The 25,463-nt window shown below is 64.8% G+C and carries 30 protein-coding genes; 14 read left to right on the top strand and 16 right to left on the bottom strand.

All coding sequences use genetic code 11. The features are described from left to right. Positions 1–5: 5 nt before the first annotated feature. Positions 6–836 carry a YdcF family protein gene (locus J8I29_RS10620; protein WP_105861190.1) on the top strand — a complete coding sequence of 277 codons (831 nt, stop codon included), beginning with the start codon at positions 6–8 and terminating at the stop codon, positions 834–836. Between the two features lie 91 nt (positions 837–927). On the opposite strand, the gene J8I29_RS10615 is transcribed toward J8I29_RS10620, so the two are convergent. Then, complete coding sequence (locus tag J8I29_RS10615) at positions 928–1,641, bottom strand: sulfite exporter TauE/SafE family protein (RefSeq protein ID WP_280870201.1); 714 nt, start codon at positions 1,639–1,641, stop codon at positions 928–930. Positions 1,642–1,765: 124 nt separating this feature from the next. On the opposite strand from J8I29_RS10615, the gene J8I29_RS10610 reads away from it, so the two are divergent. Continuing rightward, positions 1,766–2,554, top strand: a complete 789-nt coding sequence (locus J8I29_RS10610; RefSeq protein ID WP_209431603.1) for a helix-turn-helix transcriptional regulator — start codon at positions 1,766–1,768, stop codon at positions 2,552–2,554. A gap of 111 nt (positions 2,555–2,665) precedes the next feature. On the opposite strand, the gene J8I29_RS10605 is transcribed toward J8I29_RS10610, so the two are convergent. Next, on the bottom strand, positions 2,666–3,325 hold the full coding sequence (locus J8I29_RS10605; RefSeq protein WP_245196839.1) for a TetR/AcrR family transcriptional regulator: 660 nt from the start codon (positions 3,323–3,325) through the stop codon (positions 2,666–2,668). 52 nt (positions 3,326–3,377) lie between these two features. On the opposite strand from J8I29_RS10605, the gene J8I29_RS10600 reads away from it, so the two are divergent. From J8I29_RS10600 to J8I29_RS10560, 9 genes are all read left to right on the top strand, one after another. After that, a complete protein-coding gene (locus J8I29_RS10600) occupies positions 3,378–4,808 on the top strand; it encodes an MFS transporter (RefSeq protein WP_209431602.1) in 1,431 nt (476 codons plus the stop codon). Positions 4,809–5,035: 227 nt separating this feature from the next. Continuing rightward, positions 5,036–5,782, top strand: a complete 747-nt coding sequence (locus J8I29_RS10595; RefSeq protein ID WP_105861187.1) for a lysophospholipid acyltransferase family protein — start codon at positions 5,036–5,038, stop codon at positions 5,780–5,782. A gap of 80 nt (positions 5,783–5,862) precedes the next feature. Then, positions 5,863–6,189 carry a hypothetical protein gene (locus J8I29_RS10590; RefSeq protein ID WP_105861186.1) on the top strand — a complete coding sequence of 109 codons (327 nt, stop codon included), beginning with the start codon at positions 5,863–5,865 and terminating at the stop codon, positions 6,187–6,189. Positions 6,190–6,449: 260 nt separating this feature from the next. Next, complete coding sequence (locus J8I29_RS10585; protein ID WP_209431601.1) at positions 6,450–6,938, top strand: acid-shock protein; 489 nt, start codon at positions 6,450–6,452, stop codon at positions 6,936–6,938. 44 nt (positions 6,939–6,982) lie between these two features. After that, complete coding sequence (locus tag J8I29_RS10580; RefSeq protein ID WP_105861350.1) at positions 6,983–7,528, top strand: RNA polymerase sigma factor; 546 nt, start codon at positions 6,983–6,985, stop codon at positions 7,526–7,528. Next, on the top strand, positions 7,521–7,874 hold the full coding sequence (locus tag J8I29_RS10575) for a hypothetical protein (protein ID WP_209431600.1): 354 nt from the start codon (positions 7,521–7,523) through the stop codon (positions 7,872–7,874). Before J8I29_RS10580 ends, J8I29_RS10575 begins: the two co-directional genes overlap by 8 nt. Then, on the top strand, positions 7,867–8,310 hold the full coding sequence (locus tag J8I29_RS10570) for a hypothetical protein (RefSeq protein WP_209431599.1): 444 nt from the start codon (positions 7,867–7,869) through the stop codon (positions 8,308–8,310). The genes J8I29_RS10575 and J8I29_RS10570 overlap by 8 nt, the downstream gene beginning before the upstream one ends. A 2-nt stretch (positions 8,311–8,312) precedes the next feature. Beyond that, on the top strand, positions 8,313–8,765 hold the full coding sequence (locus J8I29_RS10565) for a periplasmic heavy metal sensor (RefSeq protein WP_209431598.1): 453 nt from the start codon (positions 8,313–8,315) through the stop codon (positions 8,763–8,765). Positions 8,766–8,848: 83 nt separating this feature from the next. Continuing rightward, complete coding sequence (locus J8I29_RS10560; RefSeq protein ID WP_209431597.1) at positions 8,849–9,142, top strand: hypothetical protein; 294 nt, start codon at positions 8,849–8,851, stop codon at positions 9,140–9,142. 124 nt (positions 9,143–9,266) lie between these two features. On the opposite strand, the gene J8I29_RS10555 is transcribed toward J8I29_RS10560, so the two are convergent. Both J8I29_RS10555 and J8I29_RS10550 read right to left on the bottom strand, forming a co-directional pair. Beyond that, positions 9,267–9,893: an urease accessory protein UreE gene (locus J8I29_RS10555; RefSeq protein WP_209431596.1), complete on the bottom strand. Its 627-nt coding sequence runs from the start codon at positions 9,891–9,893 to the stop codon at positions 9,267–9,269. A gap of 103 nt (positions 9,894–9,996) precedes the next feature. Then, positions 9,997–10,254, bottom strand: a complete 258-nt coding sequence (locus tag J8I29_RS10550; protein WP_105861179.1) for a DUF1272 domain-containing protein — start codon at positions 10,252–10,254, stop codon at positions 9,997–9,999. A gap of 209 nt (positions 10,255–10,463) precedes the next feature. On the opposite strand from J8I29_RS10550, the gene J8I29_RS10545 reads away from it, so the two are divergent. Then, the gene (locus J8I29_RS10545; protein WP_105861178.1) at positions 10,464–10,925 is read left to right on the top strand and encodes an Hsp20 family protein; all 462 of its coding nucleotides are present in this window, start codon (positions 10,464–10,466) and stop codon (positions 10,923–10,925) included. Positions 10,926–11,150: 225 nt separating this feature from the next. Here J8I29_RS10545 and J8I29_RS10540 read toward each other — a convergent pair whose 3' ends face one another. Continuing rightward, positions 11,151–11,624, bottom strand: coding sequence for a hypothetical protein (locus J8I29_RS10540; RefSeq protein ID WP_105861177.1), 474 nt, complete (start codon positions 11,622–11,624; stop codon positions 11,151–11,153). A gap of 74 nt (positions 11,625–11,698) precedes the next feature. Next, on the bottom strand, positions 11,699–12,748 hold the full coding sequence (obgE, locus tag J8I29_RS10535) for a GTPase ObgE (protein ID WP_209431595.1): 1,050 nt from the start codon (positions 12,746–12,748) through the stop codon (positions 11,699–11,701). Between the two features lie 426 nt (positions 12,749–13,174). Here obgE and J8I29_RS10530 point away from each other — a divergent pair, with 426 nt between their 5' ends. Continuing rightward, complete coding sequence (locus J8I29_RS10530; protein ID WP_209431594.1) at positions 13,175–14,182, top strand: Tim44 domain-containing protein; 1,008 nt, start codon at positions 13,175–13,177, stop codon at positions 14,180–14,182. A 226-nt stretch (positions 14,183–14,408) separates the two neighbouring features. Here the strand turns inward: J8I29_RS10530 and betA are convergent, their stop codons facing one another. The 3 genes from betA to betI all read right to left on the bottom strand — a co-directional run bounded on the left by betA (position 14,409) and on the right by betI (position 18,416). Continuing rightward, positions 14,409–16,067, bottom strand: a complete 1,659-nt coding sequence (gene betA / locus J8I29_RS10525) for a choline dehydrogenase (RefSeq protein ID WP_209431593.1) — start codon at positions 16,065–16,067, stop codon at positions 14,409–14,411. Positions 16,068–16,203: 136 nt separating this feature from the next. Beyond that, positions 16,204–17,667: a betaine-aldehyde dehydrogenase gene (betB, locus tag J8I29_RS10520; RefSeq protein WP_209431592.1), complete on the bottom strand. Its 1,464-nt coding sequence runs from the start codon at positions 17,665–17,667 to the stop codon at positions 16,204–16,206. Positions 17,668–17,783: 116 nt separating this feature from the next. Beyond that, on the bottom strand, positions 17,784–18,416 hold the full coding sequence (gene betI, locus J8I29_RS10515; RefSeq protein ID WP_105861171.1) for a transcriptional regulator BetI: 633 nt from the start codon (positions 18,414–18,416) through the stop codon (positions 17,784–17,786). Between the two features lie 157 nt (positions 18,417–18,573). On the opposite strand from betI, the gene J8I29_RS10510 reads away from it, so the two are divergent. Then, positions 18,574–18,786 (top strand): hypothetical protein, encoded by a 213-nt coding sequence (locus J8I29_RS10510; RefSeq protein ID WP_105861170.1) that lies wholly within the window; start codon positions 18,574–18,576, stop codon positions 18,784–18,786. A 241-nt stretch (positions 18,787–19,027) separates the two neighbouring features. Here J8I29_RS10510 and J8I29_RS10505 read toward each other — a convergent pair whose 3' ends face one another. From J8I29_RS10505 to rpmF, 7 genes are all read right to left on the bottom strand, one after another. Further along, positions 19,028–19,429: a F0F1 ATP synthase subunit epsilon gene (locus tag J8I29_RS10505; protein WP_105861169.1), complete on the bottom strand. Its 402-nt coding sequence runs from the start codon at positions 19,427–19,429 to the stop codon at positions 19,028–19,030. A 209-nt stretch (positions 19,430–19,638) separates the two neighbouring features. Next, entirely contained in the window at positions 19,639–21,069 is a 1,431-nt protein-coding gene (gene atpD, locus J8I29_RS10500; RefSeq protein ID WP_105861168.1) for a F0F1 ATP synthase subunit beta, read from the bottom strand. Between the two features lie 37 nt (positions 21,070–21,106). Next, positions 21,107–21,511: an organic hydroperoxide resistance protein gene (locus tag J8I29_RS10495; RefSeq protein WP_068294760.1), complete on the bottom strand. Its 405-nt coding sequence runs from the start codon at positions 21,509–21,511 to the stop codon at positions 21,107–21,109. Positions 21,512–21,550: 39 nt separating this feature from the next. Continuing rightward, positions 21,551–22,426: a F0F1 ATP synthase subunit gamma gene (locus tag J8I29_RS10490; RefSeq protein WP_209431591.1), complete on the bottom strand. Its 876-nt coding sequence runs from the start codon at positions 22,424–22,426 to the stop codon at positions 21,551–21,553. 115 nt (positions 22,427–22,541) lie between these two features. Continuing rightward, on the bottom strand, positions 22,542–24,068 hold the full coding sequence (gene atpA / locus J8I29_RS10485; protein ID WP_105861166.1) for a F0F1 ATP synthase subunit alpha: 1,527 nt from the start codon (positions 24,066–24,068) through the stop codon (positions 22,542–22,544). Continuing rightward, the gene (locus tag J8I29_RS10480; protein WP_105861349.1) at positions 24,068–24,628 is read right to left on the bottom strand and encodes a F0F1 ATP synthase subunit delta; all 561 of its coding nucleotides are present in this window, start codon (positions 24,626–24,628) and stop codon (positions 24,068–24,070) included. Before J8I29_RS10480 ends, atpA begins: the two co-directional genes overlap by 1 nt. A 445-nt stretch (positions 24,629–25,073) precedes the next feature. Continuing rightward, complete coding sequence (gene rpmF / locus J8I29_RS10475; RefSeq protein WP_068294749.1) at positions 25,074–25,259, bottom strand: 50S ribosomal protein L32; 186 nt, start codon at positions 25,257–25,259, stop codon at positions 25,074–25,076. Between the last annotated feature and the right edge of the window lie 204 nt (positions 25,260–25,463).

Here is a 25,463-nt window from a genome sequence, read left to right as displayed (position 1 = left end):
CATCCATGAGCGTCTGGCAGGGCTCCGCGCCCATTCCGCTTCACACCCGACCCGCCGACCCCATTTTCGCCCAAACCATCCGCAAGAATTTCTGGCACGATAGATTGGCCAGATTTGACAGGCTGGTACGGGCACGTCCGATGCGGCAGGCCTCGGCGATCGATGGCATGGCTTCCCCCGCCCAGGCGGAGCACCCGCCCAGGCGGCCGCGCCGCTGGCTGCGCTGGATCATGGAAATCACCGGCGCCTGCCTCCTGTTCTTCACCGCGGCCGTGGTGACGGATTTCGCCTATTTCGTCGCCAGCCTGCAGAACCAGGCGCCCAGCCCCGCCGTGAGGGCCGACGGCATCATCGCCCTCACCGGCGGTGCGGACCGCATCAGCGAAGCGTTCGACCTGCTCAACCAGGGCCGCGCCAGGCGCCTTCTCATCACCGGCGTCAACAAGGCGACCAGCCAGCAGGCGCTGGCCGGACACACCGCCGGCGGCGTCGAGGTGCTCGATTGCTGCGTGGACATCGACCGCAACGCCCTCAATACCCTCGGCAACGCCCTGGAAACGGCGCGCTGGGTGCGGGACAAGCAGTTCAAGTCGATCATCGTGGTGACCTCGAACTACCACATGCCGCGCTCGCTGCTGGAACTGCGGCGGGTGCTGCCGGATACCACGCTGATCGCCTATCCCGTGATCTCGCAGAATCTCAAGCTCGATTCCTGGTGGACGGACCCGGCCAGTATCCGCCTCCTGCTCTCGGAATATGTGAAATATGCGGGCGCCACCTTCCAGCTCCGGATGGAACGGGCCACGGCGGAAAGGGTGCAGGCACGGGCCGAGTGAGGCAGGTGCGGCGCCGGGGACCGAATGCGACACCCCGGTCGTTGCACTGGCACCCAATTCAGGGAGCTTCTGTCGCCCGACGAAAAGCGCGTCAGAAAAGCGAAAAGGCGGCTTCACCGATCAGGAAGATTGCGATCAGCCAAAGCAATCCCAGGACGATGCGGCGATAGGCAGCCTCGCCGACATGCGCAAAGCGGGAGGCACCGCACCAGAGGCCCATGGCGTAAATTGGCATCAAGGTCAGGGAAAGTTCGAGGTACGAAGAGGTGTAGAGCCCATAGGCCAGATAGGTGCCGCCTAGAATGAGGCTCTGACCGGTCAGATAGACGATAATGTCGGCCCTCGATTGTCGCACATCACCGTCTCGGCCGAGCAGATAGATCATCGCGGGTGGGCCGAAAATACCGCAGAGGCCCCCGGCGAGGCCGGAGATGCCACCCGCGGTGAGGCTTCCGAGCGAAGTAGGTACAAGCCGAAAATCACGGTTGAGCAGCAGATAGGAAGCTGTCGCCAGCAGGACAAGGCCCATTATAAGCTGTGCCTGCATGGGACTGGCAAATAGCAGGCCGAGGACACCGATCGGGCTCGCGGCAACAGCGCCGAGGGCCATCCAGCCGATCGTGCGCCGGTCGCAGCACGATGCGGCTTTCCAAACAAGGGGCAGCGACGGTAGGAGGTCGACCAGGAACATCGTCACCACGGCCGTACGGGCGTCATAGGCGAGCGTGACCAACGGAATGTAGATCATCGCCGCTCCGACCGCCGCGAAGCCCCTCGAGAAGCCGGCTAGAGCAGCCGCCGCCATAGCGTAGCATAGGGCCGGCATGACACTCGCCTCCACGAACCGCGCGATGCAGGATGCAGAAGGCCGGCGGCGGAAGGGAGGGAAGAAATAGTGGTATCACTGGCACTGACAGGCAGGAGCGCGCATGGCTGACGATGAGGCCCGAACCGAGCTGACGGCGTTTCTGAAATCGCGCCGCAAAAGACTGTCTCCGGCCGATTTCGGCCTGCCCCGCAATGATGGCCGCCGGGCACCAGGTCTGCGTCGCGAGGAGGTGGCGGCGCTCTCGGGCATCGGACTCACCTGGTACACCCGGCTGGAGCAGGGTAAGGAGATCCAGGTATCCACCGCTTTCCTTGACAATCTGGCACGGGGGCTGCGCTTCAGCTCAGCGGAGCGAGCGCATCTGTTCGCCCTGGCCCAACATCGCCTGCCGCCGTCCCTCCCACCAACCCTCAGCCGGACGCAGCCAGACGAAGGTCTGCAGGCCATTCTCGACAGCATCGGCAGCCCTGCCTATGCCCGCACCGGCCGCTTCGATGTAGTGGCTTGGAATGCAGCGAACACAGCGATGTTCGGTAATTTCGCCATCATCCCGGCGGCAGACCGCAATGTCATTCGCCTGACGTTTTTGCGCGGGTATCATCGGCGTTCCATGCCTGACTGGGAAGCGGATGCGCGCGCCTTGCTGGCAAAGTTCCGCATCAATCTCGGTCTGGCGGTGGACAAGACGCCTTTTCTCTCCCTGGTGGAGGACCTGGCTGGCTCAAGCGCCGAGTTCCGGCGCCTATGGGCAGAGCACGAAGTCAGCGATCCCGGCGAGGGCGTCACATATTTTCATTCACCGCGACAGGGCGATCGGCATTTCCGTCACCACCTGCTGATGCCGGAAGCCTGGCCCGATCTGCGCATTGTCCTTTTCATTCCGAATTAGGCGCTACCAACTCTCAACACCCTCGGCAACCCTCTGGAAAAGGCGCGTTGCGTGCGGCGCCGCCGATGGTTGCAAAACCCAGCTGCAGAAATGCATCTATAATCGGAAGTTTCACGGCACCACGGTCGTCATAGGTCTGGCCAGGCCGAGCATTGCTATCGGCACCGTGGCCTCGAGACGGTCTTTCGCCACGCCATCGCGGGCCTGCACCGAAAGACCGTGCAGAACAGTCGCGTAGTAATCTCCAAGGGCCTGTGTATCCGTATCCGCCGGCAATTCCCCCTCCGTCACGGCGCGTTCCAGACGTTTGACGAGGGAAGCGGTGCGGCGCCGGCGATAGTCGGCCAAGAACTCCCGTATCCCCTCGTTCTCAGCCGCGCAGTTGGTCGCGGCCGACACGACCATGCAGCCATGCGGCCGTCCCTTGCGCGTGTAGATCTCGACCGCTTCGCGCAGGCTCCGTTCAATCGCGCCGGCAGCTGTTGGCTCCTCCGCGAGCGCCCGCGTGGCGAAGCCACCGTCGCCTTGGTCATAGAGCCCGACCGCTTCGCGGAACAGCATCTCCTTCGATCCGAACGCCGCATAGATGCGGGCCGAAGCGATTCCCAGCGTTTCCACCAGATCGGCCATCGACACCCCTTCATAGCCGCGCGACCAGAACGCGTCGCGCGCTTTGGCCAATGCCGCATCTCGATCGAATTCGCGCGGACGCCCCGCCATCGCAATCTCCATTCTTGAGTGATCGATAAATAATTCGCTTGACCGCGCCATGCAAGGTTCTATTCTTTGTTGATCGACAAACAATAGAACGACGGAGTTTGACATGACCGCGTCGGATCATGCCGGCACAGCCACGGCATCAGGCATTGGCGCGCGAAGGGGCCTGGCGCTCGCGCTGCTCGCCTTCGCCCAGCTCATCTATTCGCTGGACATCAATATCGTCTTCGTGGCCTTGCCGGAAATCGGCGCGGGCCTGGGCTTTTCTGGCCAAACCCTGCAATGGGTGGTCAGCGCCTACATGGTGTTCTGCGGCGGCTTCCTGCTGTTCGGCGGAAGGGCGGCGGACCTGATCGGCCAACGGCGCATGTTTGTCTTGGCGCTCTGGCTTTATGCACTGTCCTCGCTTGCGGGCGGTCTGGCCACGTCCCCCATCGTCATCGTCGCGGCCCGCGCCGTGCAGGGCATCGGGGCAGCCCTTTTGTTTCCAGCCACGCTCTCGCTCATCAACCGCCTGTTCGCGGAAGGACCCGAGCGCAATCGCGCGCTGGCCGTATGGGGCGGCGCCGGCGCCAGCGGATTGAGCATCGGTGCGCTGGCGGGCGGCTTCCTGACCGCCGCCTGGGGCTGGCCTGCCGTCTTCTACGTCAATGTCGTGCTGGCCGGCATCGCTGTCATCGCAGCCTTCTTCGTGATCCCGCCCGACCCGAAGCGGCATGACAAACGCAGCTTCGATCTGCCGGGCGCATTGACCGTCACCCTTGGCACGACGGCACTCGTGTTCGGGCTGGTGGAGGGGCCAGAAATCGGCTGGAGCGCGGCAAGCGTGGTCTGCGCGCTGGCGCTTTCGGCAACCTTCCTCATTGCCTTCGCGGTGGTCGAGGCCCGCAGCCGCGATCCGCTCATGCCGCTGCGATTGTTCACCAACCGCAGCCTCGTGGCCGGCATGACGATCACCTTCCTCTACATGGGAACGTTCGGCGTCCTGCCTTACTTCCTGACCATTCTGTTCCAGAACGTGCAGGGGCTGACGGCACTTCAGACCGGCTGGGCGTTCCTGGTGCCCTCCATCGCCATTGCCGTCGGCACGCAGGTCGGCGAGCGGCTGGCGACGCAGCTCTCGACCCGCACGACGCTGATCGTCGGCATGGTGGTCGGCATGATCGGTACTGCGCTGCTGGTCCCCGGCTCGAATGCGGACAGTCGCTATATCGCCATCGTGACAGGCCTGATCGTATCGGGCATCGGCCAAGGCATCGTCTGGACCGGCATGTGGATCGCTGCCGCATCCGGCGTACACCACGACGAACAGGGCGTCGCCTCGGGGATGGCCTCGACGACGCTCAGCGTCGGCAACGCCATCGGCCTCGCCGTCCTGACAGCCGTCTCCAACCGGCATACGGGCGGGCAGGAAGGCGAGGCGCTCCGCAGCGCCGTGGCCGAAGGCACGCAGTTCGCCTTCTGGCTGGCGGCCGCCGGCATCCTCGTCAGTCTGGTCGTGACACTGGCCCTGCCCATCAAAAAGCGGCAGCCCTAATCGCCCATCTTGTTCAATTTGAAGGATCTCGCCGGCGACATGTATAGCCGAGGTCTTTTCGCTTCCCCTGGAGGAGGATGAAAACCTGCACCTTTCCATCCGACGCAAGCGCGATCGGGGCCCATCATGCAGTGCGACGCCACCGCTCATCCGACCCGCAATGAAGAGGGAGGCAGGCGCCGCTTATTCTGCTATAGCCGCTCAAGCCTCCTCGAATGATCCGGTCCATGCTCGTCCTGCGCTCGCTCCTGTTCAACCTGGCCTTCTATGTCAATATCGTCCTGTGGATGATCCTGGCGCTGCCGACATTGCTGATGCCGCGCCCTGCTCTGCTCTGGATCGTGAAGAACTGGGCGCGGGTGAACATTGTCCTCATGCGCCATATCGCCGGCATCACCTGCGAGATTCGCGGGCGGGAAAACCTGCCGCCCGGGCCGGTTCTGGTCGCCGCCAAGCACCAGTCCACCTGGGACATCTTCGCCATGTTCCTCGTCTGCGAGGACCCCTGCTATGTGCTCAAGCGCGAATTGATGTGGCTGCCCGTCTTCGGCTGGCTCGCCGCCAAGGCGCAGATGATCGCCGTGAACCGCGGCGCACGCTCCAGAGCGATGAAGCAGATGAAGGCCGATGGCGAGCGCGAACTCGCCCGGGGCCGGCAAATCGTGATCTTCCCCGAGGGAACCCGCCGGGCGCCCGGCGCCGAGCCGGCCTACAAATATGGCGTGGTCTATCTCTATAGCGAGTTCGACGTCCCCTGCGTCCCAGTTGCGCTCAATTCCGGCCATTTCTGGCCACGGCGCCGGTTCATCCGCCAGCCCGGCAGGCTGGTGATGGAAATTCTGCCGGCCATTCCGGCCGGCCAGGACAAGACGGCCTTCTTCGAGCGCCTGGTGAGCGATATCGAATCGGCCTCGGACCGGCTGCTCGCCGAGGCTCGCGGCCCCCTGGGAGCGGAACAAACCCGAATCGCTTGACGTGGCGGCGCAGCGCGTTCTAGATTTGTTCTATGACACAGATCGCGATTCGTTCTCGTTCGTCGTCCCCCGATCACCGCGTGTGTACGACGCTGGCCGCCCTCGGTCGCGATGCGCCCGCAGCGGCGTCGCGCTTCCGTCGCTGGGTCGGCATTTCAGGCCGTTCCTATCTGGTTTCGGTCTATCCGATCGGCCAATGCCCCGATTATGTCGACGCCGTCCTGATCGCGGTCGATGCAAGCGGCACCTGCGTGTGGATCGGCGAAGCCGGCCAAGGCGGCGATGATCTTGCTGCCACGCTCGCGGCAGCGGCGAGAGCCGGCGCCTGCGAGGTGCACGTGCATCTCCTGGCGGGGGATCCGGCGGCACGGGCCGCAGCCATTCGCGATCTCGACGGCCGGCATTGAGCACGCTTCTGCTCGTATACCGGTCGCGAAAACCGTGTCCCCTGCCTGTGCCTGAAAGCGCGGACATCCGCCCTCCCAGGGATTCTCGTCCATAAGCCAGCCTCTTCGCGGCCTCCTATTTGAGCTCCCCTGCGCGATTCCGGCTGCTTCCGTCAAATCGCAAAACTTCTTTGCCGTCCGCCGACGGATTTTCCTGGCTCTGCCGTTCAAATGGCGTTCTTCGCGCATATTGCCCGCGCGATCTGTCCCAGGAGATGCCCATGATCGGTCGTTCGATCCTTGCCTTGATGCTGGCCCTGCCGGCCGCAGCCGCGATGGCGCAGACGGCGCAAACCGCACCGGCACAGCCATCCCAGACATCCGAACCCCAGACCACCGCTCCCCAAACTCCCGCCCCAGCCGCGGCCCCCGCCAAGGCCGGGCTCAGCCTCGCCGAGTTCCAGGCCCGCCGCGAGAAGGCCCTGATGAAAGCGGACACCGATGGCGACGGCAAGATCAGCCTTGCGGAGTGGAGTGCCTTTCAGGCGAAGCGGAACGCCAAGACGGATTCGGCCAAGACGGATTCGGTCAAAGCTGATCCGGCCAAGACCTTCGCCCGCCTCGACGCCAACAAGGACGGCTTCCTCGACAAGGGTGAACTCGATGCCTTCTTCGCCAAGCGTTTCGCCCGGCTCGATGCCAACAAGGACGGCGCGCTCGCCCGCGACGAACGGCCGGGCCACAAATCGGCTGCCAAACCGGCGCAATGATGCAGGACCATGGCCCTCGATGAGTCCCGGGAGTGCGCCAGGCCATGGTGTCCGATCCAGACGAGGAATTGGTGCGCCGGATCGGTTCGGGCGACGACGCAGCCATGCAGGCCCTGGTCTCGCGCAAACTGCCCCGCCTGCTCGCCCTGGCGCGCCGCATGCTGGGCGATGCCGCGGAAGCCGAGGACGTCGCGCAGGAGACCTTCCTGCGGATCTGGCGCAATGCCGGGCGCTGGCGGCCCGGGACGGCCCGGTTCGACACCTGGATCCATCGCGTCGCGCTCAATCTCTGCTATGACCGCCTGCGCCGCCGCAGGGAATGGACGGGCCTCGATCTGCCCGAGCTGGCCGCTCCCCCGGACCATCCGGCCGCAAGCCGGGCCGAGGAGACGAGCGATCATGTCGAGCGAGCCTTGCAGGCCATCGCACCGCGGCAGCGGGAAGCCATCGTCCTGACCTACTATCAGGCGATGTCCAATATCGAGGCCGCCGCGGCCATGGAAGTCAGCGTCGAGGCGCTGGAGAGCCTGCTCGCACGCGGACGACGTTCTCTGCAGTCTCTCCTGATCAGGAAGGCCGATGATGACTGAAGCTCCCTTCGCGATGAGTGCAGAGCGTTTTGCCGCCCTCGCCGCCGCCTATGGCGCGGGAATGGAGGCCTGGCCCGCGCCCGAGCGCAGCGCCGGCCGCGCCTTCGCGCTGACACCCCAGGGCCGGCTCATTCTTGCGCGGGCCGGCCGCCTCGACCTGGCGCTGCGCAGCATAGAGGGACATGGCTGCATCCGCCTCCAGCCGGCAGGACGCGGCGATGCGGCCGCGTCCGTTCTCCAGGGCCGGGCAGCCGCCGGCCTCCCGCAGCGCCTGGCGGCGCCTGTCCGCCGATCCCGTTCGGACAAGCTCGAAGCCCTGCTGTCGGGGAGTGGCTCCCATGCCTGACAGGCCCGCACCGATGGATGCCGAGCGTTTTGCCGCTCTTGCCGACCGCCATGGCAGCCGCCTGCAGCATTGGCCGGAGGCCGAGCGGGCGGCGGCCCTGGCTTTTGCGTCCACCTCCGAGGGTGAAGCCATCCTGGCGGCGGCCGCCCGGCTCGACACCATGCTGGATCGCTATACGGTGCCGCCTCCGACTGCCGATCTTCATGCCCGGGTCGTGGCGGCCGGAACCGCCAGCCTCGCTCCCCGCCGGCGGGTGCGCCGCTGGTGGCTTGGGCTCGGTCTGGCGGGGGCCGGCTTTGCCGGGGTGCTGGCTGGAACCCTCGCAATCACCCTGCTCGACACGCCGGGGAGGACGGAGCATCTCGGCCTGGGCGCGACGGTCACGGCTTTCGGAGATGCCGGCCCCGATACGGAGATCAGCGAGGAAGGATCGTGATCATGGTCGGCTCGCGCCTCCCCCTCATCATTTCGATCGCCCTCAACATCTTCCTGGCCGGGGCGATCGCCGGCGGCGTCGTCTGGTTCGAAGCGCGCAGATCCGCGCCGAGGGCCTCGCTGCAGGCCCTCGGCAACCAGCTTCCGGCCCCGGAACGCGATGCCTTCTACAAGACCCTGCGCGAGGCGCGCCATCAAGCCCGCCAGACCATCCTCGACGGACAGCAGGCCCGGCGCGACGCCGCCGCTCTGCTGCGGCAGCCGGCACTGGACGCCCCGGCCCTGCTCGCGGCCCTGGAACGCGCCCGCGTCGCCGATTCCGCCATGCGGGCAGCGCTCGAACAGCGCATCGTCGAATTCGCGGCGACCAGTTCGCCGGCCGATCGAGCCATCCTGGCCGAGGGACTGAGCCGCTATATCCACGCACCGCCCCCGCCGAAGAAATCAGCTCAATAGCGACGGATTTTCCTGCGGCCCGCGTTCAAGCTTGCAGGAGGCCACGCCGGCCTTCCACAAGCAGTATCCGGTGGAGTTCCATCATGAAGCGTATCATTCAAATCGCCGCCATCGCCTCGCTCGGCCTGCCCGGCCTCGCCGCCACGACGACAGGTGCCTCGGCCATGCCGCTGGCCTCTCCCGCCCCGACTTCCGCGCCGTTGGTTCAGCAGGTGGCCTGGGGCTGCGGCCCTGGCTGGCGCCCCAACATCTGGGGGCGCTGCGTGCCCGAATATCCGGTCTACAGCTATGGCTGGAGCCGCCCCGTCTACTATTACGGCTGGGGTGGAGGATGGCATCGCCCCTATTACTACAGGCACCCCTGGCATCGCTGGTAAGTCAGTAGCGACAAGTTGATCGCCCAAAGCACCGGATCCGGCATCGGATCCGGTGCGGCAGGCCCGCTCGTCGCGTCCCTTTGGTCGGAAACCGCGCCCGCTGTGACTACGGCCCCTCCGCCGCTCAGTCGTGGCCGTGGTGGCCATCCTTGCCCTGGTGCCCGTGCTCATGGTCGTGCCCGCAGCCGCACGCCGCGCCAGGGCCATGATCGTGGTGATGATGGGCGTGGTCATGGCCATGATCGTGCTCGTGATCATGGCTATGGCCGTGCTTATGGCCATGCCCGTGATGATGGCCATGATCATGCCCATGCGCATCGTGGCTGTGGTCGCCCCCCTCCGGCTGGAACGGGCCCTCGATCGCCACGACCCTAGCGCCGAGCTCCTTCAGGACCTCGGCGATCGCGGCATCCCGGCGGATGCGCAGCCATTTGGGGCCGATCTCGGTTTCGCGATGGCGGTCGCCGAGATGCCAGGCCAGGCGCATCAGGTGCAGGGGGTCGCGGCCCTTGATCTCCAGCAGCGGCTCGGCCTCGGCCACGATCTCGATCAGCCGGCCGTCCTCCAGCCGATAGGCATCGCCATGGGCGAGCGCCGGTGCCTCGGCGAGTTCGACCACGATGTCGAGGCCGCCCACCGTATGCACCACGCCCTGTCGCTGACAGCGATCCTCGAAGGTCAGCACGACGCTGTCGGCAATGGACTTGGGTTCGACCTCGCGGGCCGGCACGAAGGAATGGGCGTGAAGCATGGATGTTTCCTGCAGGAATGTTCGCTGCCTCATATAGACTGCTTCGCGCCGATATGCAGGCGCGAAATCGCCGCCCCGCCGGCGAAGGACGACAGCCTCGGCGCTAGGCCGCGGCGCGCTTCGCCAGACACTCGCCGTCGCGCAGCACACGCTCGGTCGAGGCAGGATATTTGACCAGCAGGGCAGCGGGGCGGATCGGCCGGCGGACGAGGTCGCCGCCGCAATTGGGGCAGGTGCCGGCAAAGACATCAGCCGCGCAACCGGCGCAGAAAGTGCACTCGAAGGTGCAGATCATCGCCTCGCGCGCATCGGGGGGCAGGTCCCTGTCGCAGCATTCGCAATTGGGGCGCAGTTTCAGCATGGTTCACCTCGGAGAACGGCACGGAGACACGTCATCTTGCGCGATCGGGCGATCGAGACAAGCCCGATCAAAAATCGGCCAAGTCCCCCTTGAAACCGTCGGAACCCTTACCAAATCATGATTTGTGCAGGCCCGGATGGGATGCACATGTCAGCTCCGGCCAGATGGCGGAGCGTCTTAACGGCTTGTCGCTTCAAAGGAGGATAGCCATGCGTCAGTTTGATTTTTCGCCCCTTTACCGTTCCACCGTTGGTTTCGATCGCCTGTTCTCGGCGCTCGATCAGGTTGCCGGCATCGATGCTTCGGCCACCACCTACCCGCCCTACAATATCGAGCGCACCTCGGATAACGCCTATCGCATCTCGGTCGCCGTCGCCGGCTTCGCCGAGAGCGACATTGCCATCGAAGTGAAGGAAAACTCCCTCACGATTCGCGGCGAGAAGTCCGAGAGCAAGGAAGGCAATAAGGGTGAGATCCTGCATCAGGGTATCGCCGCCCGCGCTTTCGAGCGCCGCTTCCAGCTCGCCGATTATGTCCAGGTTACGGGCGCCAGCCTCGAGAACGGCCTGCTCCATGTCGACCTTGTCAGAGAGATCCCGGAGGCCAAGAAACCCCGGCTGATCCCGATCAATGGCTCGGCCCCCCGGCAGGTCGAAGCCAAGGCCGCCTAACCCAACAGGACAGGACGGAAAGTCAGGGCGCTCCGGGAAACCGGGGCGCCTTTTGCGTTGGAGGGCTTCTGCCAACGGCATTGATGTTCGACCGATCGAGCACCGTTATTGCGAGCGTAGCGAAGCAATCCAGTGCTGGAAAACGTGGTGGCCATGGCTCTTGGATTGCTTCGCTACGCTCGCAATAACGACGCACGGGTCAAACATAGCCGCGGTTTTTATTCCTCAGCACCCCGGCGCGATCTGGCGGTAGCGGCACCAGCCCGGCGTCAGTTGCCCCCTCGAATTGAGCGGGTAGGCATAGCGTCCGGGCGTCCGCAGCGCCGGTGGCGGCCGGTAGAGCGGGACGATGCGGGGCACCGGCTTGATCTCGACCTCCTGCAGGCGGCCCATGGGCCGCGGCGAGGTCGGCGCGGGCAAGGCCGCGCCGCTGCCGCGGAGCGGCACCACGGCGACGATCTTGCCGCTCTGGTCGTCGACGGTCACGCGCACGCGCCGGCGCTTGGCGTCGACGGCGGCTGCATAGTAGAAATTGAGGTCATGGGTCACGCCGCCGATGCCGGAATAGCCTGCCTGCGTCATCACCCGGATTGCGGCCTTCGGCGTCAGCGTATCGGCAAGAGCGGGCATGGCCATGAGCATCAGGGCTGCGCCGGCCAGCAGATGCGGCAATGCCGAACTCGTCTTGTGCAAGGCCATTCCATCACTCCTGGAGCAAAACGCCCCCGCCATCTCAACCCCGATCGGGGCCGCCGAGTTCACAGCGAACTGCTTCAGGGTTGCCAGGTATTGTTCTTTTCCAAAACCGGCTTTTCGATGATGGCATCGGTCGCCTTGGCTGCGCCGATCACCTCGAACAGCTGGCGCAGCGCCTCCTGCACGCCCGAACCGGAGATGGACGACAGGACGATCGGCGTCTTCTTCGCCGCCCGCTTCAGCCGTGCCACCTGTTCCTTCAGCAATTCGGGCGAAAGCGAATCCGTTTTCGAGAGCGCCACGATCTCCGGCTTGGCGGCGAGGTCCTCGCTATAGGCAGCCAGTTCGTTGCGGATGACCTTGTAGGCCTTGCCGGCATGCTCGCAGGTGCCGTCGACGAGATGCAGCAGCACGCGGCAGCGCTCGACATGGCCGAGGAAGCGGTCGCCGAGGCCGTGCCCCTCATGCGCGCCCTCGATCAGGCCGGGAATGTCGGCGAGCACGAATTCGCGCCCATCCACCCTGACGACCCCGAGGCCCGGATAGAGCGTGGTGAAGGGATAGTCGGCGATCTTGGGCTTGGCGGCCGTCACCGTGGCCAGGAAGGTCGACTTGCCGGCATTGGGCAGGCCGACCAGGCCGGCATCGGCGATCAGCTTGAGGCGCAGCCAGATCGTCTTCTCCTCGCCCGGCAGGCCGGGATTGGCGCGGCGCGGTGCCTGGTTGGTCGAGGTCTTGAAATAGGCATTGCCGAAGCCGCCATTGCCGCCCTTGCAGATCAGAGCGCGCTGGCCGACCTCGGTGAAGTCGGCGATCATGGTCTCGCCGTCCTCTTCATAGATCTGGGTGCCGACCGGCACCTTCAGCACCACATCGGGCGAATTGGCGCCGGTGCGGTTGCGGCCCATGCCGTGCATGCCCACGCGCGCCTTGAAATGCTGCTGATAGCGGTAGTCGATCAGCGTGTTGAGATGGTCGACGCATTCGGCCACGACCGAACCGCCCTTGCCGCCGTCGCCGCCGTCGGGCCCGCCGAACTCGATGAACTTTTCGCGCCGGAAGGACACCGCCCCCGCGCCGCCATCGCCGGCTTTGACATAGATCTTGGCTTGATCGAGAAACTTCATGGCTCGGTTCTATTCCCAATGGAAGATGGTCAAGCCAGATCCGAAACGAGGTCTCCCGGCCAATTCTCCCGTCGCGCAAGCCGAACGGCCCACGCCCACACTGTCGATGCTGTCACGCTGATGGCGCTGACATAGTGCCTTTGCGGAAAAAAAGCGAGGGATTTCATATTGGCCGCCTCCCCGCCCTGCCGCGGGTAATCGGCCCGCTGCCGATCGTCCCGGCAGCCCCCGGCTTTCATGCCTCGCCGGGGCACCGGCGGCAATGATTACAGGAAATACACTTGCAACCCCGTGGCCATGTCCCCACATTCCACCTGCGGGCCGGGCCCCTCTGACGTCGCGCTTGTTGCGCACGTGATGTCGGACCGCTGAAAAAGGGCCCGCTGCATGACATCGAAGCGGGCAACAGAAGGTAGGTTGCCGATCATGCGCTTCAGCAAGACTCGTCTCTTTTCCCTAGTCACCGCCCTGTCCCTGGCCTTTACGCTGGCGGCGGTGGATCTGTCCGAAGCCCGCCGCGGCGGCAGCATCGGCAGCCGTGGCGCGCGCACCTATGATTCCGTGCCGGGCACCCGCACCGCACCGGACCAGGCCGCTCCGGTTCAGCGTTCGATGACACCCAATCCGGGGCCGAGCGCGACCCAGCCCGCTTCGCCGCTGGCGCAAGGCGCCGCGCAGCAGCGACCCGGCCTGTTCGGCGGCGCCGGCGGCCTGATGCGCGGCCTCTTGGTCGGCGGCCTGATCGGCGCGCTGCTGGGTTATGGCTTCGGCGGCCTCGCCGGCATGCTCGGCTTCCTGCTGCAGGCGGCCCTGATTGCGGTGATCGCCTTCTTCGCGATCTCCTGGTGGCGTTCGCGCCGCACGCCCGCGACGGCGACGGCAGGCGGGCCGCAAATGTCGCGCGGCTTCGACTTTGGCAATCAGGGCTTTGGCGACCAGGGCCTGAACCGGGACGCGCAGCCGACCTCGAACGGCCGCACCGGTTTCTTCGGCATGTCGTCCCAGACCGCGGCCAGCCCTGCGCGCGGTGAGGCCCTGGAGACCACCCAGGCCGACCTCGATACCTTCGAGCGCCGGCTGACCGAGGTTCAGGATGCCTTCGCCAAGGAAGATCATGCCGCTCTGCGCCGTCTGACGACGCCCGAAATCGTGTCCTACTTCTCCGAGGAGCTCGCCGACAACGCCAAGCGCGGCGTTCGCAACGATGTGCGCGACACGCGCCTGCTCCAGGCCGACATTGCCGAAGCCTGGCGGGAGGGCGATGAGGACTATGCCAGCGCCGCCTTCCGCTACCAGTCGGTCGACGTCCTCAGGGATCGCACCACGGGCGCGATCGTCGAAGGCAAGGACGAGCCGAGCGAAACGACGGAGATCTGGACCTTCGTTCGCCGCCGCGGCGAAGACTGGAAGCTCTCGGCGATCCAGGAAGCCTGACCGTTTAAGAAAGCGTCGGGCTGGCCTTCAGGCCGGCCCGAACGGTAATGTCCCTAACGAGGTTGGCGGATCCAAAGACCCGCCTCCTTTTGCGACGTCGCGCCTCATGGCTGCATCGTCTATGCGATGCGCGCTGTCATCCCCGGCGGGGCCAAAGGCCTCGGGGAAGGGGATGAGGGTTACGGATTTCGTGGCTTGGTATTGCATGCGCCGCAGCACGTACCTTCTATCGCTGCTTCGTCTGCCAATCCTTTGCCTGATAGACGGGCGCGTTGGACGGCGGCAGCAGCGGTTTGCCGAGGATGTGGTCGGATGCCTTCTCGCCGATCATGATCGAGGGCGCGTTGAGGTTGCCGTTGGTGATCAGAGGGATGATCGAGGAATCGGCGATGCGCAGATTCTCCAGGCCCACCACCCGGGTCTCGAAATCCACCACCGTCATCGGATCGGCAGGATCACCCATCTTGCAGGTGCCGGACGGATGGAAGGCGCTCTCGACATGCTGGGCGATGAAGGCGTCGATCGCCTCGTCCGAGGTGACGTCGGCACCTGGCGAGATCTCGCGGCCGCGATAGGGCTCGAAGGCCTTCTGCTGGAAGATCTCGCGGGTCAGCCTCACGCAGGCCCGCATCTCCGTCCAGTCGTCGGGATGGCTCATATAGTTGAAGCGGATCAGCGGCGCTTCGCGCACGTCGCGCGATTTCAGACGGATATGGCCGCGGCTCTTGGAGCGCATCGGGCCGACATGGGCCTGGAAACCATGCTCGGAGGCGAGCGAACTGCCGTTGTAGCTCACCGCCATCGGCAGGAAGTGATACTGGATATCCGGATAGGGGATACCGGCGCGTGAGCGGATGAAGCCGCAGCTCTCGAAATGGTTGGTGGCGCCGAGCCCGTCCTTGCGCAACAGCCATTGCACGCCGACCATGCCCTTCGCGATCGGATTGGTCACGGAATAGAGGGTAATCGGCTGCGTGCTCGCCATCTGGAAGTAGAATTCAAGATGGTCCTGCAGGTTCTCGCCGACGCCGGGCAGATCATGCACGACCTCAATGCCGAAGCTCTTGAGTTCGGCCTGGGGCCCGACCCCCGAGACCTTCAGCAGCTGGGGATCGTTGATCGGCCCGGCCGCCAGGATCACCTCGCGCCGCGCCATCACGCGCTTGAGGGTGGAGCCCTGCCAATATTCGACGCCGATCGCCTTCTTCCCCTCGAACAGGATGCGGCTCGCCAGCGCATGCGTCTCCACCGAGAGATTGGCCCGTTTCCTCGCCGGCTTGAGATAGGCATTGGCCGTGGACCAGCGCCGGCCTTTGTAGACCGTCATGTCCATCCGGCCGAAGCCTTCCTGCTGATAGCCGTTCACATCATCGGTGGCGGGATAGCCGGCTTGGACCGCAGCATCGATGAAGGCCTGGTAGAGCGGGTTGGCGAGTTTGCCATAGGAGGTCTTGAGCGGACCATCGGCGCCGCGATATTCGTCGCCGCCCTCCTCCCGCCCTTCCGCCCGGCGGAAATAGGGCAGCACGCCCGCATAGTTCCAGCCGCGCGCCCCCGCTTCCTGCCAGGCGTCGTAATCCAGCGCGTTGCCGCGGATATAGACCATGCCGTTGATCGAAGAGGAGCCGCCCAGCACCTTGCCGCGCGGCGTATGCAGGCTGCGTCCCCCCAGCGCCGGTTCCGGCTCGGCATGATAGCGCCAGTCATAGCGCGGCGAATTCATCGGAATGGAGAGGGCGCTCGGCATCTGGATGAACACCGAGCCGTCACTGCCGCCGAACTCCAGCAGCTTGACGCGATGCGTGCCGTCCTCGGTGAGACGGTTAGCCATCACGCAGCCTGCCGAGCCGGCGCCCACGATCACATAGTCGAATGTCTCGGTCATAGCTTTTCCTGGGAGTGCAGACGTCACAGCGACATGCATGTCGCGATGTCTGCTCTTCCTTTTCTCACAGGTGACGTTTCCAAGAGCGGACATCGCGACATGTCTGCATGTCGCTATGACATCCGCGCTCCCAGACTCAATACGGCGCGTCGATATCGCCGAGGGCGACATAGACGCTCTTGATCTGGGTGTAGTGCTCCACCGCCGCGCGCGAATTCTCGCGCCCGAGGCCGGAGAGCTTCACCCCGCCGAAAGGCAGCTCGATCGGCGTGACGTTGTACTGGTTGATCCAGCAGGTGCCGGCTTCCAGATTGGCGATGACGCGATGGCCGCGGGAAAGGTCGTTGGTGAACACGCCCGCCGCCAACCCATATTCGGTGTCGTTGGCTCTCGCGACCACCTCGTCCTCGTCCTCGAAGCTCAACACCGTCATCACCGGGCCGAAGATCTCCTCGCGCACGATGGCCATGTCGTCCTGGCAGCCGTCGAAGATGGTGGGAGCGACGAAGGCGCCCTTGGCGAGCGCGCCGGTGGTGACGCGCTGGCCGCCGGTGAGCAGCCTGGCCCCTTCGGCCTTGCCCTTCTCGATATAGGACATCACCTTTTCCAGGTGCTCCTGGCTGACGAGCGAGCCGACATGGGTGTTGGGATCGAGGGGATCGCCGATCACCATCTTCTCGACCCGCGCCTTGAGCTTGGCGAGAAAGGCGTCCTTCACCGATTTGTGCACGAAGACGCGCGTGCCGTTCGAGCAGACCTCACCGGCCGAATAGAAATTGCCCAGCAGCGCGCCGGAAACGGCATTGTCGAGCTTGGCGTCCTCGAACACGATCAGGGGCGACTTGCCGCCGAGTTCCAGCGTGACGTGCTTCAGCGTCTTGGCGGCGTTGGCCATGATGATGCGGCCGGTGCCGGCCTCGCCCGTCAGCGAGATCTTCTTTATGGCGGGATGGGCAACCAGCGCCTTGCCGACGCGGGCATCGCCCTGGACCACGTTGAACACGCCATCCGGCAGGCCGGCTTCCTTGAAGGCCTCGGCGAGATAGGGCGCCGTCAGGGGCGTCACCTCGGAGGGTTTGAAGATCATGGCATTGCCGCAGGCGAGCGCCGGGGCCGACTTCCAGCAGGCGATCTGGATCGGATAGTTCCAGGCCCCGATGCCGGCCACGACGCCGAGCGGCTCGCGGCGGGTGTAGCCGAAGGCCGACGGGCCGAGATCGACATGCTCGCCGGTGAGGGTAGCGGCGATGCCGGCGAAATACTCCAGGCAGTCCGCGCCCGACAGCACGTCGACGGCGACGGTTTCCTGGATCGGCTTGCCGGTATCGCGCGTCTCGATCTCGGCCAGCGCCGCGTTCTTCTCGCGCAGGATGTCGGCCGTACGCTTGAGGATGCGGCCGCGCTCGGCGCCCGTCATGCGCGACCACACCTTGAAACCGGCCTTGGCGGCCTCGATCGCCCGTTCGATATCGCCATCGCCCGCCTGCTCGACCTCGGCGATGGTCTCGCCGGTGGCCGGATCGACCGAGGCGAAGGTCTCGCCCGAGGTGGCGTCGACGAAGGCGCCGCCGATATGGTTCTTCACAACGCCGTAGCGCATTTCTCTGCCTCCTCGGGCTAAGCCGCCGTCCGCTCCCCGGGGAGATCGGCAGCGCGCTCCTATTGTGTTCAGACACGATCTTCCCGCGAGGCGGCAACCGCCCCGCTTGATACAATTCAGCGGCCGAGGCCGAGCAGCATGAACTGGCTGTCGACAAAGCCGGTCGCGACGGCACGCGGCATGCGCCCGTCAGGATCGTTGGCCAGCGTTGCCCGCAGCCACAATCCATCGATCATCGAGGCGATGGTCTCGGCAAGGGCCCGGGCCGGTTCCGGCATCAGGATCGGCCGCAGCGCATGGGCCAGATTGCTGGCGATGCGGCGGTGATAGGCCCGCTGCACCCGGGCAAAGCGCGGCGAATGCGGCACCTGTCCCCAGAAGGCGAGCCAGACCGTTCCGATGCGCCGTTCGAACTGACTGCGCCCGAGCATGGTGTCGATCACCGCCTGCACACGGGCCCGCGGCGTGGCGGCATCGCGCATGCGAGCCGCCGCCGCGCGTGACAATTGGCGGGCGAGATGGCGCAAGGTCGCCTCCAGCAGGCCGTCCTTGTCGCCGAAATAGAAGGATACCAATCCGGTGGACACTTCCGCCCGCCGCGCGATCTCCGCGATGGTGGTGGCGTTGAAGCCCACTTCCGCAATGGCTACGATGGTCGCCTCGATCAATTGCCGACGGCGCACGTCACCGGCATCGACACGGCGCAGCCTGGTCGGGCGGTCGGGCAAAGAGAGAGGTTGGGCGGACATGGCCTCTACAATATTTTGAACGTTCAATCAGTCAAGAGCGGATCGCATGTCGAAGCAGGAATCACCGAGGCGGCGCACGCTTCCCCCTTTTCATCGTCCCACGAAGTCGGGCATGCTGACCGGCAGCCCGTAACGAGAATCAAGGAGGAATGGCCGGATGCGCGACAAGACCACCGAGGGGCAGCTCGTACCGGGACTCAATGTCATCGAGACGACGGAGACCGACAATATTCTGCGCTGGGACGGCCATATGGTCTATGTCGAGCACAAGGTCTTCCATAACGGCCAGATGGTGCATGAGCGCTACAAGCGCCGCGTCACGACCGAGGTCGCCAAGGCCTTGCTGGCTACGATCCAGCTGAACGCGTAGAGCACGCCGTGATCGGTGTGCCCGTCTTCGGACCGGCATGCAGGCAGGCCCTATACCGACAATCGCGATGTTTGGCTCAGTGCTTGGTCGGTCAAGCATCGAGACCGTTAGTGTGACCGGCAGGATGCAGCCTGAAGAGCGGCAACACCAAAGCAGGCCGCTGTTTCAACGAAAACGGCGGCAGAATCGCTTCTGCCGCCGCAAGACATGGATGTTGTTGCAAGAGCGCTGTTCGCGCCTCTCAGTGCAGGTTCTTCTGCAATTCCTTGAGCTGGCCGAGCTTGAGATCGGCGCTGGCCTTGGCGGCGTCGCCATCAGCGGCGCTGACCTCGGCCTCGGCCGCCTGGATTTCGCTCTGAAGCCTCTCGGCGGTCAGTTCCTCCACCGCCACGGCCTGCTCGGCCAGAATGGTGAGGCCCTGGGGGTTGACGTCGGCAAAACCGCCACGCACGAACAGGCGTTTGGGCGAGCCCGAGGCGGTTTCCTTGACCACGATCACGCCGGGCCGGATGGTCGACATCACCGGCGCGTGCTGGGACAGCACCTCGAAGTCACCTTCGCTGCCCGGCACGACGACGGATTCGACAGGGCCGGAGAACAGCAGCTTCTCAGGCGTGACGAGTTCGAATTGGAAGCTGGCCATCGATGCGGTCCTTGAGCTTTAAACTTTACCCTCCCCTCGATGGGGTCGACCATTCCTCATGAATGGTCTGGGGTCGAGGCGAAGCCTCGGGGTGGGGTGACCGGAGATCAAACCCTCGCAGGTCTCATGGGCCCCAAGCCGGAATGGTGTTTCCACCCCACCCCGGCCCTTCGGGCCGACCCTCCCCATCGAGGGGAGGGTAGGAAGGACTACGCAGCCTCGGCGGCGAGGCGCTTGCCCTTCTCGACAGCCTGCTCGATGGTGCCGACCATGTAGAAGGCGGCTTCCGGCAGATAGTCGTACTGGCCTTCCACGATGCCCTTGAAGCCCTTGACGGTGTCTTCGATCGGAACCTGCACGCCGTCCGAACCGGTGAACACCTTGGCGACGTCGAAGGGCTGCGACAGGAAACGCTCGATCTTGCGGGCGCGGGCCACGGTCAGCTTGTCCTCTTCGGACAGTTCGTCCATGCCGAGAATGGCGATGATGTCCTGGAGAGCCTTGTAGCGCTGCAGGATCTGCTGCACGGAACGGGCCACCGCGTAATGCTCTTCGCCGACCACGGCCGGGGTGAGCATGCGCGAGGTCGAGTCGAGCGGGTCCACCGCCGGATAGATGCCCTTTTCGGCGATCGAACGCGACAACACGGTCGTGGCGTCCAAATGGGCGAAGGAAGTGGCGGGCGCCGGGTCGGTCAAGTCGTCGGCCGGCACGTAGATGGCCTGCACCGAGGTGATCGAGCCCTTGGTCGTGGTGGTGATGCGTTCCTGCAGCGCGCCCATGTCGGTGGCGAGCGTCGGCTGATAGCCCACGGCCGAAGGAATACGGCCGAGGAGCGCCGACACTTCCGAACCAGCCTGGGTGAAGCGGAAGATGTTGTCGACGAAGAACAGCACGTCCTGGCCCTGGTCGCGGAAGTTCTCGGCGACGGTGAGGCCGGTCAGAGCGACGCGGGCGCGGGCGCCCGGCGGCTCGTTCATCTGGCCGAACACCAGGGCGCACTTGGACTGGATGCCCTTGGGGTTGTGCGGATCGTCGTTCACGCCGGCTTCGATGAACTCGTGATAGAGGTCGTTGCCTTCGCGGGTACGCTCGCCGACGCCGGCGAACACCGAGAAGCCGCCATGGGTCTTGGCGATGTTGTTGATCAGTTCCTGAATGAGCACGGTCTTGCCGACGCCGGCGCCGCCGAACAGGCCGATCTTGCCGCCCTTGGCATAGGGCGCGAGGAGGTCGACGACCTTGATGCCGGTGACCAGGATCTGGGCTTCGGTCGACTGCTCGGCGAAGGTGGGCGCTGCGGCGTGGATCGGACGCAGGCCGTCGCCATTGACCGGGCCGGCTTCGTCGATCGGCTCGCCGATCACGTTCATGATGCGGCCGAGCGTGGCATTGCCGACCGGCACGGCGATCGGGGTGCCGGTGTCGGTGACTTCCTGGCCGCGGACCAGACCCTCGGACACGTCCATGGCGATGCAGCGCACGGTGGATTCGCCCAGATGCTGGGCGACTTCCAGCACGAGGCGCTGGCCGTTATTGGTGGTCTCAAGCGCGTTCAGAATCTCGGGCAGATGGTCGTCGAACTGGACGTCGACGACGGCGCCGATGACCTGCACAACGCGTCCGGTCTTGTTGGCCATGGGGTTCTCCAAAAGTCTCTTCTATACTTGAAACGGATCAGACGACGGTCAACGTGACAGGTACGTTGTTGCGGGTCGCCCGGGAATAGGGGCAGATCTGGTGGGCATCTTCGACCAGCGCCTTCACGGCGGCGGGATCGGCGCCGGGAACATGCACCTTCAGTTCCACTGCGAGGGCGAAGCTGACATCGTCCTTGCTGAGGGTGACCTGGCAGGTGATCTTGGCGGTGTTGCCGTCGATGCCATGCTTGCGGCCGAGCGCCACGATCGCCTGGCCGTAGCAGGCCGAATAGCCCAGTGCGAAAAGCTGCTCGGGATTGTGGCCTTCGCCGTTGCCGCCCAGCTCCTTGGGGAACGCCATGGCGAGCGCCAGCCCGCCATTGTCGAGAATCGCGCGGCCTTCACGGCCACCCTTGGTCGACGCAGAAGTCGTATAAGACATCACGAATCTCCTTGTTCCCGTTTACCGATCGCTGCCGCCTCAGAGCGCTTCCGCACCCGAGATGATTTCGATCAGTTCCTTGGTGATCATCGCCTGGCGCGTGCGGTTGTAGGTGATCGTCTGTTTCTTGATCATCTCGCCGGCATTGCGGGTGGCGTTGTCCATGGCGCTCATCTGCGCTCCGTAGAAGGAGGCGTTGTTCTCGAGCAGCGCACGCAGCACCTGCACCGAGATGTTGCGCGGCAGGAGGTCGGCGAGGATGGCGCCTTCGTCCGGCTCGTAGTCATAGGCGATCTTCTGCGTGCCTTCCTGCACGGCCGGCACTTCGGCCGGGATCAGGCGCTTGGCGGTCGGGATCTGCGAGATCACCGACTTGAAGGTCGAATAGTACAGCGTGCAGACGTCGAAGGCGCCTTCGGCATAGAGCTTGCGGATCTTGGCACCGACCTGGTCGGCATGCTCGAAGCCGAGCTGACGGACCGAGCGGAAGTCGACCAGCTCGATGATATGCTTCTCGAACTGACGCTTGAGCACGTCATAGCCCTTGCGGCCGACGCAGAGGATCTTCACCGTCTTGCCCTGGCCGAGCAGGGCCGTCGCCTGCTCGCGGGCGAGACGGGCGATCGCGGTGTTGAAGGCACCGCACAGGCCACGTTCGCCCGTGCAGACCACCAGAAGATGGGTCTGGTCCTTGCCGTTCCCCGCCAGCAGCGGCGGAGCCTGGCGCGGATCGGCGATCGAGCCGGCGAGGTTGGCCAGCACGGCGTCGATGCGCTCGGCATAGGGACGCGCAGCCTCGGCCGCCGACTGGGCGCGGCGCAACTTGGCGGCCGCGACCATCTGCATGGCCTTGGTAATCTTCTGCGTCGCCTTCACCGAGGCAATACGGTTTCTGAGGTCCTTAAGCGATGCCATCGCTTCGCCTTCCTATCGAGAGCCGAAGCCTTTTCCGAGACTCGAAAAAGGCGTCTATCCCCTAAAAATTCTGAGTATCATTCGATCCGAAGTGATCGAACGATACTCCTGCGGATCAGGCGAAGGTCTTGGCGAACGCCTCGACCTGGTCCTTGAGCTTGGCGGCAACGTCGTCGCTGAGATCGCCGGAGGAACGGATCGCCTCGAGGATCGAGCCCTCGGCGCGCAGCTTGGCGAGCAGACCCGTTTCGAAGGGCTTCACCTTGCTGACATCGATCTTGTCGAGATAGCCGTTCACGCCGGCATAGATCACCACGACCTGCTCTTCCATCTTCAGCGGCGAGAACTGGCCCTGCTTCAGGAGCTCGGTCAGGCGGGCGCCGCGGGCGAGCAGGCGCTGGGTGGTGGCGTCGAGGTCGGAGCCGAACTGGGCGAAGGCAGCCATTTCGCGATACTGGGCGAGCTCGCCCTTGATCTTGCCGGCAACCTTCTTCATCGCCTTGGTCTGCGCCGAGGAGCCGACGCGCGACACCGACAGACCCACGTTCACGGCAGGGCGGATGCCCTGGTAGAACAGGTCGGTCTCCAGGAAGATCTGGCCGTCGGTGATCGAGATCACATTGGTCGGAATGTAGGCCGACACGTCGTTGGCCTGGGTTTCGATGACCGGCAGTGCGGTCAGGGAGCCGAGGCCGGCGTCCTTGCCCATCTTGGCGGCGCGCTCGAGCAGGCGGGAGTGCAGGTAGAACACGTCGCCCGGATAGGCTTCGCGGCCCGGCGGACGGCGCAGCAGCAGCGACATCTGGCGATAGGCGACGGCCTGCTTGGAAAGGTCGTCATAGATGATCACGGCATGCATGCCGTTGTCGCGGAAATATTCGCCCATGGCGCAGCCGGCGAACGGAGCCAGGAACTGCATCGGGGCCGGGTCGGAGGCGGTCGCGGCGACGACGATCGAGTAGTCGAGCGCACCGTTCTCTTCCAGCACCTTGACGAACTGGGCGACGGTGGAGCGCTTCTGCCCGACGGCGACGTAGACGCAGTAGAGCTTCTTGGTCTCGTCGTCGCCCTGGTTGAGCGGCTTCTGGTTGAGGATGGTGTCGAGCGCCACGGCGGTCTTGCCGGTCTGGCGGTCGCCGATGATCAGCTCGCGCTGGCCGCGGCCGATCGGGATCAGGGCGTCGATGGCCTTCAGGCCGGTCGCCATCGGCTCGTTCACCGACTTGCGCGGGATGATGCCCGGCGCCTTGACGTCGACGCGGGCGCGGGTGTCGGACTGGATCGGACCCTTGCCGTCGATCGGATTGCCGAGGGCGTCGACGACGCGGCCGAGCAGGCCCTTGCCGACGGGCACGTCCACGATGGCGCGGGTGCGCTTGACGGTGTCGCCTTCCTTGATGTCGCGGTCGGAACCGAACAACACGATACCGACATTGTCGGTTTCCAGGTTCAGCGCCATGCCGCGCACGCCGCCGGGGAACTCGACCATCTCACCGGCCTGGACGTTGTCGAGGCCATAGACGCGGGCAATGCCGTCACCGACGGAGAGAACCTGACCGACTTCGGAAACTTCGGCTTCCTGGCCGAAATTCTTGATCTGGTCCTTCAGAATGGCGGAAATTTCTGCGGCGCGGATGTCCATCAGCCGACCTCTTTCATGGCGATCTTGATCGATTGGAGTTTGGTCTTGAGCGAGGCGTCGATCATACGGCTGCCGATCTTGACGATCAGACCGCCGATCAGGCTCGGGTCGACCTTGACGTTGAGGGAGACGTCCTTGCCGGTCGCGCTCTTGAGCGAGTCCTTGAGGACATTGAGATTGTCGTCGGAAAGCGGCTGGGCCGCCGTGACTTCGGCGCTCGCCTGCCCGCGCGCCTTCGCGACCAGCGCGGTGAAGGCTGCGATCATGTCGCCAACCGCGAACAGGCGGCGGTTATGGGCGGCAAGCTTGATGAAATTGGCGGCAATACCACCGATGCCGGCGCGCTCGAGCACGGCCGTTACGGCTTTGGTCTGCTCTTCGGAGGAAAACACCGGGCTGCGGACGAGGCGCTTGAGATCGGCGCTTTCCTCGACGAGGCCATTGAAACGGCCGAGATCGGCAGCAACGGAATCGATGGCGTTCTGCTCACTGGCGAGCTCGAACAAGGCATTGGCATAGCGGCTTGCCATGCCGGATACGATCGGTTCTTCCCCTGCCACCACGTGTCTCTCTGCTGAAACCACTTCGGGAGAACAGCAGTCCAGCCGGGATTCCCCGCACCCGACCGCCCAACCCCTTGGCGGATATGTTGAATTTCCTCACGGTCGCAGGAAGGACAAGGTCCCGCCCCCGCAACACGAGCGCTCACCTAACACACAGGCTTGGCCGACGCAACATGAGGGAAACACCGAAAACGCGGCGAAAAAACCTCGATCCACCGGCAGAACCCGCCCCGTTTGTCACCGTTCTCGAATGAGAGCAGCAAGGGCGCCCTGCACCATGCCGGATGAAAGGTAGGATTCGGCCGCACGCTCGCGCGTTGCGTCCCGTGTTTCAGTGCACGAAAAGTTCCGGACCCCGCCCCGGCATTCGTACTCAAGACAAACAAAAGGGCCGGCAATCAGCCGGCCCGGACGAGATGCCGCGCGGAGACCGCGCCGGCTCTCAGGCGTCGGACTTCTGGGTCAGGATCTGGCGGCCGCGATACATGCCGGTCTTCAGATCGACATGGTGCGGACGGCGCAGTTCGCCCGAATCCTTGTCCTCGACATAGGTCGGGGCCTTGAGGGCATCAGCGGAACGGCGGAAGCCGCGCTTCATGCGGGAGGTTTTTCGCTTCGGAACAGCCATTGGGGTATCTTCTTCGTGGCGTGCGGATGCCGTGACAGTCACGACAGGCCGATGACAAAATCGATTGAAGGCGCAGCCTATACAGGAAGAGAACTCAGGAAGAAAGGGGCTGGAGCGAGATTCTTTCGCGCGGGAAACGCCACGCCTGGGACCGCGCACGTCTCGTCCGCCTCTTGGAAGCATAGGGCATGCCGGAAGGAAGAG

The sequence above is a fragment of the Labrys sp. LIt4 genome, from assembly GCF_017813775.1.
GTDB lineage: Bacteria > Pseudomonadota > Alphaproteobacteria > Rhizobiales > Labraceae > Labrys > Labrys okinawensis_A.
This window is presented reverse-complemented; position numbering and strand designations above follow the sequence as displayed.